The following is a 13,817-nucleotide window of genomic DNA, read 5'->3' as shown; positions in this document are numbered from 1 at the left end:
GATGCCTCCTCGCCGAATTACTACAAACCTAAAATAAATTGAATAAACTGTCAAATGCAACTATTATGCTGTAGACCAACCGCAGATTCCCTGCGTTTTTCTCGGATAAGGAGCGCTTCATGCCAGAGGCTTTCAAGGCCGCCGTCGTCCAAGCTTCATCGATTCCCACCGACTCTTTGGCTGCAGCTGAAAAGGCCGCAGACCTGATACGAGAGGCTGCGGCAGGCGGCGCAAGGCTGATGGTCTTCCCCGAGGCATTTCTGGGCGGCTATCCGAAGGGCGCCTCGTTCGGCACCCCGGTTGGCATGCGCAAGCCTCAGGGCCGTGACGACTATCGCGCCTATCACGAAGCGGCCATTGACCTCGATGGCCCGGAAGTGGCCGCAATTTCAGAGGCGACTGCGCAGACCGACGCGTTCGTGGTCATCGGCGTGATCGAACGTGATGGCGGCACCGTCTATTGTACGGCGCTGTTCTTCGATGGGGACAAGGGGCTTGTCGGGAAACATCGCAAGCTCATGCCGACCGGGGCGGAACGGCTGATCTGGGGCTTCGGAGACGGTTCGACCCTTCCGGTCTTCGATACGCCTTTCGGCAAGGTCGGTGCGGTCATCTGCTGGGAAAACTACATGCCGATGATGCGAATGGCCATGTACGATCAGGGCATCACCATCTACTGCGCGCCAACCGCAGATGATCGCGATAGCTGGGCCTCCTCGATGCAGCACGTGGCGCTCGAAGGCAGGTGCTTCGTGCTGTCCGCATGCCAGCATGTGACGCGCGGTGCGTATCCGGCAGATTATGACTGCGCCTTGGGAAACGATCCGGAATCGGTCCTTCTGCGCGGGGGATCGATGATCGTGGATCCGCTCGGTCAGGTGCTTGCCGGACCCGACTTTACAGGTGAAACGATCCTTTACGCCGATATCGATCCCGTGCAGGTCGTGCGGGGCAAATATGACTTCGACGTCGTCGGGCATTACGCCCGCCCGGACGTGTTCGAACTCAAGGTCAATGTCGCGCCGCGTCGCGCGGTCACCCGCTCCGGAGAGTAAGCAGGAATGGAATTCGATTTTTCAAATGTCCCGGGGCCCGATCGCTACAAGTTGATGAGCTCCAGCATTACGCCGCGCCCCATTGCATGGGTTACGACGGTGTCAGGCATGGGTGTGCGAAATGCTGCACCCTACAGTTTCTTCAACATGATGAGCGCCGAACCGCCGCTCATCGTTCTGGGCATGATGCGTCGTCCGGATGGCAGCCACAAGGACAGCGCCGCCAACATTCTGGAAACGGAAGAGTTCGTCGTCAATCTCGTATCCGAAGCCGATAGCGCGGCGATGAATTTTACGTGCATCGACGCTCCTCCCGAGTTTGACGAACTGGAAGCGGCTGGTCTTGAGACTCTGGCTTCGACCCAAATCGCCCCCCCGCGCATCGCAACCGCGCCTGTAGCGATGGAATGCCGACTCTATCAGAGCATCGAAGCGGGCCAAACCACTATTGCACTTGGCGAAGTGCTGCGGTTCCACATCGCCGATACCTTCATCGACGCGGAGAAACTGCATGTCGATACTCTCGAAATGGGCCTCATTGCGCGCGTACACGGCGCCGGATGGTATGCGCGTACAACAGATCTGTTCCAGATGACGCGCCCGACCTATGCGAAATGGGCCGCCGACAAGATCTCCGGCTAAGATCGATCACCAGGGGCCCGACGTCTATGCGGCAGGCGCTTCCTCATGTCCGGGATCCTGCCAAGCTCCGGTTCGTCATTTGCGCGCAGAGCCGCTATGGGAGGGCATGATGCAGATTCTGATCGACGCCGACGCTTGCCCCGTGAAGGACGAGACCTACAAGGTTGCCGCCCGCTACAAGATCCCGGTCGTCGTAGTCAGCAACAGCCCGATCCGCATTCCGCGCGATCCGCTCATATCGCGCAAGATCGTCAGCGACGCTTTCGATGCTGCGGACGACTGGATCGTCGAGACCGCCACGCCCACCACAGTGGTGATTACGGCAGACATCCTGCTGGCCGACCGATGCCTGAAGCTCGGAGCCACTGTCCTCGCCCCATCCGGCAAGCCCTTCACCAGTTCGTCGATTGGCAGCGCCATCGCAATGCGAGCGATCATGGCCGACCTGCGCGCCGGGGGCGAGAACCTCGGTGGAGCGCCTCCGTTCAGCAACGCCGATCGGTCACGATACCTCTCGAGCCTCGATGAAACGCTGGTAAGACTGATCCGGATGGCCTGACACCGGATAAAGTTCGAAAGAAGACAGAATAGCCGCACTGCCGGCCAAATCTCACTCCCGGCAGACTGAACGATGACAGCTGAGTCAAGCAATCGGGGGCAAATGGATCCACTTGCCCCCGATCGGTTGGGAAGCCTTGAGCGGCGCCCCGGTTGTCTGCAACGTCTGTCGACAGCCTGGAACTCACAGGGAGCCCCAGGCCGCTGCCGGACCTAGAAATATTTGAGCCAGGCGATGTCCTTGCGACGCCGCTTCAGGCGCGAATACCAGGCAGTCGGAATGTAGAGCGGTACGATCATCGCGACGTACCAGACCAGCACCCAGTTATAATTGTCGAACATGTAGAACTGCCCCTGGTTCGGCCCCCAGATCGCCAGCGCGCTGTGGTACAGGATGCGCAAGACCGTGAGGTGAAGCAGGTAGAAGAACATGGGGGCGCCACCAAAGACCGCAAGGGCAGCTACCAGCCGTGAATTGTTGATCTGCTCGAACAGGACGAGCAGGAGCGCGCCGCCTCCAAGCGTCGGCAAAAGGAAGAGCAACGACGGTGGGTACTTGGTCAGTGAAATGAAGCTGATGAGGCTGCGGACAGGATCACCTTCGACGACAAACCAGGGCTTGTCGCCATAGACGTTGATAAGACGCAGCACGATGAAGGCTGCAATCAGGCCGAAGCCCAACAGGAGCAGACGCCGCTGCCGGACTTCAGGCGCCGTATCGGAGCGGAACCACGGACCGATTCCGAAGCCGAGCGAGATCACACCCAGCCATGGCAGAATGGGATAGGTTGTCTTGGCAACAAAACCCAAGGGAAGTGCGATCACGTCCCGCTGGTGCAGGATAGCCCAGAGGGGGAACAAGGCGTCGCCCTGCGTCATCTGGATCGGATCGAGCAAATTGTGCAAGCAGAGCACAATCAATCCGAAAGCAATCAGCGCGGGGCGCGGCAGTCGCATCAAGACGGACAGTGCAATCATGCACAGACCGATGCACCAGATAACCTGCAGCCAGAAAGTCGGCTGTGGCACGATCCCCCAATACAGCGGCGAAAGGTAGAGAAGCTCGATCGCAATCAGCAGAAAGCCGCGCTTCAGCAGATAACTTGTGGTCTCTTCCACCGTATGGTGAACGCTGAACAGATATACGCCAAGCCCTGTCAGAGCGACGAAAATCGGTGCGCAGAAACTCGCCGCAAAGCGGGCAAATCCGATGGCAGGCAAGATGGTGGTCGCATTGATCGGATCCGTGACCGCATAATTCACGAACCAGGTCTCGCGAAGGTGATCCAGCAGCATCAGAACCATTACGAATCCGCGCAATGCGTCAATATTGGCTAGCCTTGCGCTAACCACCGGCTTGGCCCGACTTTGCGAGACATTACCGACCGCTCCGGATGGGATTGAAATGCTACCCGCCATATGCTGACCTCAATCTTCAACTTTCAATTGCCACCATCCATCGTGATTGCAGTCGCAAGGTGTAGGATAGCGTGTTTTCGATCCACACGGTCCTTCATGCCGAAGATCATCCCCCCATAGAAGGATATTCCGCGTCGGGACCTGTGCGGTCCAACCCACGGCATCAAGCCTCCGTCCCGGACGATGCATGCGCTTCAGGCGGTCGACCGCGGCTCGTTCCTTTCGACGAACGACACGCTTATGATTGAACAGGCCGCCCAAGGTGTCCGACGCAGGCGGATCGATAGGGCGAATCTCTGAACGCTCTGGCGCAAGCCAACCCGATGAGCCCCGGCAATCCACCCAGTCTTATACATGTCTCCATTAAGGCAGGCCATTCAGAACAGAACTGTCCATAACGGATTGGACCCCATCCACACCGGCGGTCAATTCGCTTGTGCCATAGTCACTCACCCAGGGCGGCGTTCCCGCGAACGGCAATGCATCTCGCGACGCAATTGACAGCGGCAACGTCAACTTCAGCTTCAAATGCAATGGGGCAAAATGGTGCACTATGATCTGGCGGCGCCCGCAATTGTAAGGGAGCCTGCACCCTGACGGCTGTGGGGTTAGGGCTGTGACCGAAGCGGAACCGAAACCCGTTATTCTCTGGTACGAAGAGATCGCGATCGCAGACGTGGCGAACGTTGGCGGCAAGAATGCCTCGCTCGGCGAGATCGTGCAGCGCCTCGGCAATGCGGGACTTCACGTTCCAGCAGGCATTGCGACAACCGCGCGGGCCTTGTTTCATTGGCCCCAAACGCCTGCGATAGATCCTTATCGAGGTGACCGTTGACGAAAGCGCAATTGGCCTCATGCCCGGCAGCGAGGACGGCCGACCTCGGGTCCGGCTTGGCTTCCAGATAGGTAAAAATCGTGTCGCCCTGCTCCGGCTTTAGCCAGATCGAGGAATTCGCGGTCATAGGCGTGCGTGCTGAACACCGCGACCTTCAAGGCCATTCTCCTGTCTCCGTCCATGCCAGCTTAACAAAGCGGTTCGCACCGTGACACCCGATTAACCGCCCCGATAAGACGAACTCCTTTCACAGCATCGCGATCCTCCCTCCTCCCCAAAAATGCACCTGTTGATTTGTACGAAACTATATCGTACAGACTGGCCAATAAGGGGAGAGGAAGAACACATGCGCGAAAAGCGAATGGGGCACCGCACACTTGGGTGCCTCGCAATTATTCTGGCCGGATCAGCGCCTGTCGCGGCGCAGACGGTTCTGCCAAGCCCGGCAGAACCCTTCGCAGGCAAGATCGGCGAGACGTATGCCGACTCGGTTCCTGCGTTTCCCAAACGGCCAGTCGCCCCGGAAAGTGCGCCCAACGTCCTGCTGATCATGACCGACGATGTCGGCTTTGGCGCAGCGTCGACGTTCGGAGGGCCGATCCCCACACCCAATCTGGACCGGCTGGCTGCACGCGGACTCATCTACAACCGCTTCCACACGACGGCGATGTGTTCGCCGACGCGCGCGGCCCTGCTGACCGGGCGCAACCATCATGCGGTCGGCAACGGCATCGTCGCCAATCTCTCCACGGGATTTCCCGGCTACGACAACGTCATGCCGAAGAGTGCAGCCACTATCGCCGAAGTCCTGCGCCAGAACGGCTACAATACCGCCATGTTCGGCAAGCATCACAATGCGCCCGAAGCTGACGTTTCTCCGGCAGGTCCATTCGATCTCTGGCCCACCGGTCTGGGCTTCGAATACTTCTACGGCTTCATGGCGGCCGAGACGAACCAGTTCACACCTGCGCTCTATCGCGGCACAAGCCCCATCCCCACACTGAGCGAGGGCGTGCTGGACAAGTCGCTTGCAGACGAGGCGATCCACTGGATCCATGACCAGAAGTCAGCTGCGCCCGACAAGCCCTTCTTCGTTTATTACGCTACCGGCTCCACCCACGCCCCGGTTCAGGCCCCGGCAGACTGGATCGCAAAGTTCAGCGGAAAGTTCGACAAAGGGTGGGATGCAGTGCGCGCCGATACCTACGCGCGACAGGTCAGGATGGGAATTATTCCGCGAGGCACCGTCAATACGGCAAGGCCGGAAGGCATCGCGGCCTGGAAAGATCTCAGCCCGGACGAGCGCAAGATCAATGCGCGGATGATGGAGGCCTATGCCGGAATGCTCGCCTATCAGGACGATCAGATCGGCCGGGTGCTCGACGAACTCGACCGTATGGGCGAGAGCCACAATACGCTGGTCATGTTCATCGAAGGGGACAACGGTGCTGCTGCTGAAGCCGGTCCGAACGGCAGCACGAACCCGATGGCTGCATTCGCCAACGGCATGGCCGAAGACGTGCAGTCGCTGTTGGCCAATCTCGACAAGGTAGGCGGTCCACAGACCATTTCGAACTACGGGTATGGCTGGGCTTGGGCAACCAACGCGCCCTTTCGTCTCTTCAAGCAATACGCTTCGCACTTGGGCGGCACGCGCAACGGCCTTGTCGTCTCGTGGCCCGACCGAATCCAGGCTCACGGAATCCGGTCGCAGTTCACACACGTCACCGACATCGTTCCGACGATCCTCGAAGCGACCGGTGTGTCCACCCCTCAGAGGGTCAATGGCGTCGACCAGCAGCGCATGGATGGGATCAGCTTTACCTACAGCTTCGATGCTCCCAAGGCGCCGGAACGGCACGAACGCCAATATTTCGAGATGATGGGCAACCGTGCCATCTACGACCACGGCTGGCTGGCGAGCACTTCGCCCGTCAACAAGCCCTGGAGGCGCGGCGACGGATCGAAGCTGCCGACCGATTATGCCTGGGAGCTTTACGACTTACAGCATGACTTCTCCCAGGCACACGATCTTGCGGCCCGTGAACCTGGGAAACTGAAGGAAATGCAGGCCCTGTTCCACAGCGAGGCCGAAAAGAACCACGTCTATCCCCTGGACAATCGGCTGAACCTCGCGCGGTTCAGCGCAGCACAGGCCCAGCAACCGCAACACAGCAATTATACGTACTGGGGCGCGGGAACCGGCATCCCTTCCGTCAACACTGCCGGACTGCTGGCACGCAGCTTCCGCATTACCGCACAGGTCGTATTGCCTGAAGCCGCCAATGGCGCCGTGCTGTCGCTCGGCAGCCGTTTCGGCGGCTGGAGCTTCTACTTCAAGGATGGCCGTCCGGTCGCCCTGATGGCAGCTTCGCAACTGGCCGGAGACCAATCGCGGGTGGCCGCGACCCACCCCCTGCAGGCAGGCACAACCAACCTCGTGTTCGACTTCGCCTATGACGGAGGCGCCAATGGCGGCGGCGAGATGATTATACGCGCCGACGAGCGCGAGATAGCCCGGGGCCGGATTGCGCGGACGATCTCCAAGCTTCCGGAAATGACCGACACACTCGACATCGGCTTCGATGCCGACACTCCCGTTACCGACGACTACGCGCCGGGCGGCAAGTTCACGGGACGCATCATCCGGGTCGACGTCGAACCGGGCAAGCGCGGCGTGCCCGGCCCACTGGCAGCGCATTGACGCACGGGACAGTTTCATTGCTAGGACCCGGCTCATGAATGAAAATCATGATCGCAAGTCCGACAGGCTGACGGCGAGCCGCGCAAGGATCCTGAAGGCGGCAGGCGAAGTGTTCCTCGAAATCGGCTTCGAACGAACGAGCGTCGATCAGATCGCCGCCGTTGCCCGCATGAGCAAACAAAGCATCTACGAACTGTTCCCGAACAAGCAGGCGCTGTTCGAGGCCGCCGTTCGCGACGCGCTCGACATGGGCCGCTCCAGGCTTGCATTCGTCGAGCCTTCGACGAACGTCGAGCAGACTTTGTCCGAGTTCGGCGAAGGTCTTTTCAGGGGCTTTGCCGACGCCGTCAACTTCGGCCTGTTCCGGGCCAGCATCGTCGCCGCCACCCATTTTCCCGAACTGGCCGACGAACTCCACGAAGACCGCATCGCCAGGTCGCGAAAGTTGGCCGACTACCTCGAAACGCTGATGGACAACGGCACCCTACAGCAGGCCGACCCGCTACTGACTGCAAGCCGTTTCGGCGGCCTCGCGATCCAAGGCAGCCGATACTTCCTGGGAACGCCGCTATCCGCAGAAAGAGCGCGCCAGGCAATCGTCCGGTCCGCGATCGGGCTGTTTCTGCACGGCTATGCAGGCATGGCCGCAATCGACGACATGGATCTTGCGAACCTGACGGATGCGCCTCTGCCCCCAGCGATCGAGAGCAAAGTTGCCGTCCGGCTTTCTCCCGAAAAGGTCCAACGCCTGATGGACGCCGTGCTGGCCGAGTTTCTCGAGCGTGGCTTTCCGGCTGCCAAGATCAACCGGGCTGCCTCTGCCGCGCAGTCCAGCACGGCTACCGTATACCGGCATTTCAGTAGCAAGGAGAACCTCCTGCGCCATGTCGTCGAACGCGAGATCCACACGACCAGCCAGGTCACATTGCAGGTGAAGTTGGCTGGCGATGCGCAGACCGCGCTCGCAGCGCTCGCCAGGCAGGTCCTCGACTGGCATCTCATGCCTCAGAACATTGCGCTTCATCGCCTCCTGATCCAGGAGAGCGATCTCGTCCCGGACCTTGCCGCCCGCTTTTACGACGTGCGGGTTGCCGTCGCTGGCAGGGCGCTGACGTCGCTGCTGGAAACACACGGCCTGCCAAAGCCGAATTCGGCGGCGATAAGAGCCTTTTACGTCCTGGCGACATTCGCAGCACGCTTCCTGACACTCACGACCGTTCCCGAACCCGCGCAGCGCGACAGCTATTCCGGCGAATGCGCAAGACTGTTCCTCCGCGGGCTCGCAATGCCACCCCTACGAGAAGATCGCTGAATCGGGACAGGGCGCGACGGAAAAAATCAAAACGATAAGCGAGGAGAGACATGGCCAAGAAGAACCACGGCGCCACGCGCCGCATGCTGCCCCTGCTGCTGGCCGGCGCCTGCGGCTTCGCCCTGCCCATCGGCGCCATCGCGCAGGAAATGCCGCAGGCGGCGCCGCCCGAGTTCGTGCGCCACGCGCCGACAGATGCGCCCAACGTCGTCGTGATCCTGCTGGATGATGTCGGCTGGGGATCGGCAAGCACTTTCGGCGGCCCCGTCGCCACGCCGGCGCTCGATGCACTGGCGAAGCAAGGGCTGAGCTACACGCGCTTTCATACGACTGCGATCTGTTCTCCCACACGCACCTCGCTGCTGACGGGGCGCAATGCGCATGCCTCGGGCATAGGCGCTGTCATGAACTCGGCCGATGCGCGGCCGGGCTATTCGGGCTTTCATCGCAAGGACACGGCCACCATCGCCGAAGTCTTGCGCCAGCACGGCTATGCAACCGGCGCCTTCGGCAAATGGCACCAGACCCCGGACTGGGAAGCCTCCCGGGCCGGCCCCTTCGACCGCTGGCCGACCGGCGAAGGCTTCGACACCTTCTATGGCTTCCTCGGCGGGGAAACCGACCAGTTCACGCCCACACTCTATGAAGGAACCGCCCCGGTCGACCAGCCCCGCCGCGAGGGCTACCACCTGAGCGAAGACCTTGCAGACCACTCGATCGCGTGGATGCGCGAGCAGAGAGCACTGCGGCCCGACCATCCTTTCTTTCTTTACCTCGCCACTGGAGGCATTCACGCGCCCATCCAGGCACCGGACGCCTATATTGCGAAGTACAAGGGCAGCTTCGACATGGGCTGGGACAAGCTGCGCGAGCAGACTTTCGCCCGCCAGAAAGCGATGGGCCTTTTCCCCGCCGATGCCAGCATGCCCCCCCGTCCGCCGGAAATTCCGGCATGGGATTCGCTCTCGCGCGAAGAACAGGCATTCGCGGCGCGCACGATGGAGGCATACGCCGGTTTCCTCGACCACACCGACGCGCAAGTGGGCCGCGTGCTGCAGGCGCTCAAGGATGACGGCCAATTCGACAATACCCTGGTCTTCTACGTGGTGGGCGACAATGGCGCGAGCCTCGAAGGCGGGCTGCTTGGCAGCCTGAACTACCTTGGTGCGCTCATCGGTCTGCCGCAGGACGAAGCGGCCAAGCTCGCCCGCATAGGCGATGCCGGAACGGCGCGGTCCTATACCCATGTCAATTCCGGCTGGGCCTGGGCCGCAGATACGCCGTTCCAGTGGGGCAAGGCGATGCCCGCATGGCTCGGCGCCATCCGCAATCCGCTCGTCATCTCGTGGCCGGAGAAAATCGGCGCCGATGAACAGGGACAGCGCCGGAACCAGTTCGGGCACGTCAACGACATCGCTCCGACGATCCTGGAAGCCGCGGGCATTGCCGCACCCAAAGTCGTCAACGGAGTGGACCAGCGGTCGATGGACGGCACCAGCCTGATCTACAGCTTCGATGCGCCTCACGCTCCGGAGCGGCACACCCGCCAGTACTTCGAAGTCTTCGGCAGCCGCGCACTTTACGAGAATGGCTGGTTCGCCGCAGCCGATCATGGCCGCCTGCCCTGGAAGAGCTTCAACCCCATGGCGCCCTCGCCCGACAAGGACGAGTGGCGCCTCTATGACCTGGATTCCGATCCAACCCAGGTACTGGACCTCGCCGACAGCAAGCCGGCCCGGTTGGCGCAGATGCAGGCCGCTTTCCTTGCCGAAGCTGCACGCAACGACGTTCTTCCGATCGAAGGGCAGCACCTGCGCTCCGGCCTTCCCGAACTCGCGGCAAGTCGCAGGAGCGTGACTTATCCCGGCACGGCGCAGGCCATACCCGAACCCGCACTTCCGAAAATGGCCAACCGGTCATGGCGCATCGAGGCAAAGATCGAAGCCGGCAAGGCAGCGAAGGGCGTCATCGCTGCGCTGGGCGGGCATTCGGCAGGCTGGTCGCTCTGGCTGGATGAACAGTCGCGCCCGGTCTTCACCTATCGCCTGTTCGACCTGCAGACGCTGAACCTGCGGGCCGACACACCGCTCAAGCCGGGATCGCACTCCATCGCGATCGACTTCGCTTATGACGGCGGTGGTTACGGCAAGGGCGGGAACGTCGCGCTGACCGTGGATGGCAAACCGGTTGGCTCCGGTCGCCTGCACGCCAGCACGACCGGGGTCTATACGATCGACGAGACATTCGATGTCGGCCGGGATCGCGGATCATCGGTCGCCGCCTATCCACCGACAGATCGCATCGGCTACCCCATTTCGGGTGGTGCAGTCGACAGTGTCACGATTTCGCTCCCGGAGCGGAATTAGGCCTAATTCACTGTTCGTCTGGCGCAGTTCTCCGCTGTCGCCAGGCGCCCGGCGAACTGCCGGTCCACTGATGGAACGCCCGGCTGAACGTGGTGGAATCGCTGAAACCCGTCCACTGGGCAATCTGGCTGATGGACAGTTCCCGATTGGCGAGCAAGACCCTCGCCACGTCTCCCCTGCACGCATTCTTGAGCTGAAGCAGGGTAACGCCCTCGTCGGCGAGCCTGCGCTTGAGCGTTGCCGGGCTGATGTGAAACTGACGCGCGATCGCTGCCCCGGTCGGCAGCTTCAGACCCCGCGACAGGGCCGAGTGAATTACGACGCCGATACGTTCGGAAAGGGGGGCCTCCCGGGACAGGATTTCCTCGAGGTCAAAGGGAAAACGCTGCAGCAATCGCTCAAGCTCCGCGGGCGTGCGGATCACCGGCAGGTCGAGATAATACGATGAAAACCGCAGTGTGTTGCCGGCGGCATCGTGAATGACCGGGTGCAGCATCAAGCGAGACGCGCATTCGCGGCTGACAAGGCGCGGATAGCGCAGGTGCGCAGACAGCAGGCCGATATTCACCCCGAGCAGCCAACTGAACAGGCGATAATGCGCCGATAGCCCGGTCAGGTCCGAGACATAGGCGCTGACGTTCCGCTTGGTGCGCTTGGTCGTCATGGTCAGTTCTGCCACGCCGTCACGTTCGCTGAGTGTTAAAGCGGCCATGCGTGGCCCCAGCATGGCTTCGAAGGCGGCAGCGCGCGCAATGACGTCTCGCAGGGTTCGGCAAGTGATGAGACAGTGACAGAACAGATCGAACTGGGACTTGGTCAGTGGCTCACGCTCTTCCTGATGCGCCGCTTGCGCATCCAGCGCCCAGACCGCCTCGGCATAGAGCGCCGAAAACTGCAACCGCGAGAGCTGGCCCTTCCATTTGGGATCAAGCATGGCCGTCGCGGTATGGGGCAGTCCTGCACGGTCAAGCAACGCGTCTGCATTGCCGCCGGCTTCGACGACATAGCCGAGCAATTCCCGCGCGACCGCAATCGACGCGCGGCGCGGAGCCGGTATGGAGAGGCGCTTCGACTTTTGAGCCATTTTCCCATAACCTTTGAGCCAATCCGCCATTCAATGCAATCGCCGATCGGGCAAGATCCCTCCATCGCACGACCACACTGTCGGCCCCGATGGAGAGGACCATGAATACAACGGGACATACCCCGGCGCGCACTACGCACTTCGAACCGCGTCGTCTTTCTAAACTCACCGCCATCGGGCGAACCGTCTGATGGGCCGGATACTCGATGGCCGCGTCGCACTTGTCACCGGCGGCGGCCAAGGCGTGGGAAATGGCATTGCAAGGGCCCTGGCCGAGGCTGGAGCGCACATCGTCATTGCGCAGCGCAATGCGCAGCAGGGCGAAGCCGAAGCCGCCAGCTTGCGCGACACTTATGGCGTCGAAAGCCTCTTCATCCAGACCGACGTGACCGGCCGCCAGCAAGTCGACGCCATGGTCGACGAGACCGTGGAACGGTTCGGCAGACTTGAAATCCTCGTCAACAACGCTGGCGCAAGCTTTCCGAAGAGACTGGAGAACCACACTGACGAAGACATGGAGAGCTCCTTCGCGCTCAACTATTTCTCCGTGTTCCAGGCCATGCGCGCCGCTTTCCCGACAATGAAGAAGCAGGGGTTCGGCCGGATCATCAATCTTGGCTCGCTCAATGGCGTCAACGCACACCTCTTCACTGCGGCCTACAATGCCAGCAAGGAAGCCGTCCGCGCCCTCACCCGCACTGCCGCAGCCGAATGGGGCAGACATGGCATTACCGCCAATGTCATCTGCCCTTCGGCTCTCAGCCCGCAGGCCAAGGCCTACTTCGACGCCAACCCCGAGATGACCAAGGCCTTGCTGCAAAACATTCCAGCCGGACGCTTTGGCGATGCGCAGCAGGACATAGGCCCGCTTGCGGTCTTCCTGGCGAGCGAGAGCAGCGGCTACTACACCGGCAATACCATGTTTGCCGATGGCGGCGGCCATATCAACGGTGTGCCCTGGCGACCCGAGGTCGAGGACTGATGGAGGCAAGGATGGAAAGACTTCAGAACAGGCGAGCAGTGGTCACCGGCGGTGCGCAAGGCATCGGCGAAGCCATAGCCAGGCGCCTCGCTGCGGAAGGCGCACGGGTTGCAATCCTCGATCTCGATGCGAAAAGAGCTTCAGCCGTTCTCCCCACCCCGCACATCGGCATTGCTTGCGACATTTCCGACCGCGGATCGGTTGACCGCGCCTTCGCACAGGTGGACGAGGCATTCGGCGGCGTCGATATCCTTGTCAACAATGCCGGGCTCGGCAGCGTTCCGGGCGACGGCATGGACAAGTACTATGCCGCGCAGGCTCAACGCCTTGCGCAGATTTCCGGGGGCGAAGAGCCGACCGTCTACGCAGACCAGACCATCCATTGCGAGGATGCCGCCTGGGCCCGTGTCCTCGACATCACGCTGAACGGTGCATTCCGGTGCAGTCGGGCCGCCGTACGACTGATGGCGCGCGATGGCACTGGCGGGTCTATCGTCAATATCGCCTCTACCTCAGCGTCGAATGGCAACGGGCCCATTCCCTATTGCGTGGCCAAGGCCGGCATCATCGGCATGACCCGTGCGATGGCGCGCGAGCTGGCGGAGCGGGCCATCCGGGTCAATGCCGTCAATCCCGGGGCCACGCGAACGCCGCTCTATGCGCATATCCCCGAGGAGACCCAGAAGAGCATCGCCGACGACTGCCTGATGAAGCGCCTCGCCGATCCTGCGGAAGTTGCCGGTGCGGTCGCCTTCCTCGCAAGCGATGACGCAAGCTATGCAACGGGCAGCGTTGTCAGCGTGAATGGCGGGGCCTGGTTCGATTGAAGCAGGCACCCGCTTGAGCCGGACCTAGAGCAT

The 13,817-nt window shown here is 61.4% G+C and carries 11 protein-coding genes; 9 read left to right on the top strand and 2 right to left on the bottom strand.

The window, feature by feature from the left end; genetic code table 11:
* Positions 1-119 precede the first annotated feature (119 nt).
* The 3 genes from B5483_RS13510 to B5483_RS13500 all read left to right on the top strand — a co-directional run bounded on the left by B5483_RS13510 (position 120) and on the right by B5483_RS13500 (position 2,256).
* Positions 120-1,055 carry a carbon-nitrogen hydrolase family protein gene (locus B5483_RS13510; RefSeq protein WP_079730760.1) on the top strand — a complete coding sequence of 312 codons (936 nt, stop codon included), beginning with the start codon at positions 120-122 and terminating at the stop codon, positions 1,053-1,055.
* Between the two features lie 6 nt (positions 1,056-1,061).
* Positions 1,062-1,697, top strand: a complete 636-nt coding sequence (locus tag B5483_RS13505) for a flavin reductase family protein (RefSeq protein ID WP_079730759.1) — start codon at positions 1,062-1,064, stop codon at positions 1,695-1,697.
* A gap of 109 nt (positions 1,698-1,806) precedes the next feature.
* Positions 1,807-2,256, top strand: a complete 450-nt coding sequence (locus tag B5483_RS13500) for a YaiI/YqxD family protein (protein ID WP_079730981.1) — start codon at positions 1,807-1,809, stop codon at positions 2,254-2,256.
* A gap of 212 nt (positions 2,257-2,468) precedes the next feature.
* On the opposite strand, the gene B5483_RS13495 is transcribed toward B5483_RS13500, so the two are convergent.
* Positions 2,469-3,674 carry an acetyltransferase domain-containing protein gene (locus B5483_RS13495; RefSeq protein WP_054948001.1) on the bottom strand — a complete coding sequence of 402 codons (1,206 nt, stop codon included), beginning with the start codon at positions 3,672-3,674 and terminating at the stop codon, positions 2,469-2,471.
* A 616-nt stretch (positions 3,675-4,290) separates the two neighbouring features.
* Here B5483_RS13495 and B5483_RS13490 point away from each other — a divergent pair.
* The 4 genes from B5483_RS13490 (at position 4,291) to B5483_RS13475 (ending at position 10,891) form a co-directional block, all read left to right on the top strand.
* Positions 4,291-4,509 (top strand): PEP/pyruvate-binding domain-containing protein, encoded by a 219-nt coding sequence (locus B5483_RS13490; RefSeq protein ID WP_079730758.1) that lies wholly within the window; start codon positions 4,291-4,293, stop codon positions 4,507-4,509.
* A gap of 346 nt (positions 4,510-4,855) precedes the next feature.
* Positions 4,856-7,213 carry an arylsulfatase gene (locus B5483_RS13485; protein ID WP_079730757.1) on the top strand — a complete coding sequence of 786 codons (2,358 nt, stop codon included), beginning with the start codon at positions 4,856-4,858 and terminating at the stop codon, positions 7,211-7,213.
* A 34-nt stretch (positions 7,214-7,247) separates the two neighbouring features.
* The gene (locus tag B5483_RS13480) at positions 7,248-8,525 is read left to right on the top strand and encodes a TetR/AcrR family transcriptional regulator (protein WP_079730756.1); all 1,278 of its coding nucleotides are present in this window, start codon (positions 7,248-7,250) and stop codon (positions 8,523-8,525) included.
* A 50-nt stretch (positions 8,526-8,575) separates the two neighbouring features.
* The gene (locus B5483_RS13475) at positions 8,576-10,891 is read left to right on the top strand and encodes an arylsulfatase (protein WP_079730755.1); all 2,316 of its coding nucleotides are present in this window, start codon (positions 8,576-8,578) and stop codon (positions 10,889-10,891) included.
* A gap of 7 nt (positions 10,892-10,898) precedes the next feature.
* Here B5483_RS13475 and B5483_RS13470 read toward each other — a convergent pair whose 3' ends face one another.
* Positions 10,899-11,975, bottom strand: a complete 1,077-nt coding sequence (locus B5483_RS13470) for an AraC family transcriptional regulator (RefSeq protein WP_176168053.1) — start codon at positions 11,973-11,975, stop codon at positions 10,899-10,901.
* Between the two features lie 190 nt (positions 11,976-12,165).
* On the opposite strand from B5483_RS13470, the gene B5483_RS13465 reads away from it, so the two are divergent.
* Positions 12,166-12,957: an SDR family NAD(P)-dependent oxidoreductase gene (locus B5483_RS13465; protein ID WP_079730753.1), complete on the top strand. Its 792-nt coding sequence runs from the start codon at positions 12,166-12,168 to the stop codon at positions 12,955-12,957.
* 11 nt (positions 12,958-12,968) lie between these two features.
* A complete protein-coding gene (locus B5483_RS13460; RefSeq protein ID WP_054948026.1) occupies positions 12,969-13,784 on the top strand; it encodes an SDR family NAD(P)-dependent oxidoreductase in 816 nt (271 codons plus the stop codon).
* Positions 13,785-13,817: the final 33 nt, after the last annotated feature.

The sequence above is a fragment of the Novosphingobium mathurense genome (genome assembly GCF_900168325.1).
GTDB classification, from domain to species: domain Bacteria; phylum Pseudomonadota; class Alphaproteobacteria; order Sphingomonadales; family Sphingomonadaceae; genus Novosphingobium; species Novosphingobium mathurense.
This window is presented reverse-complemented; position numbering and strand designations above follow the sequence as displayed.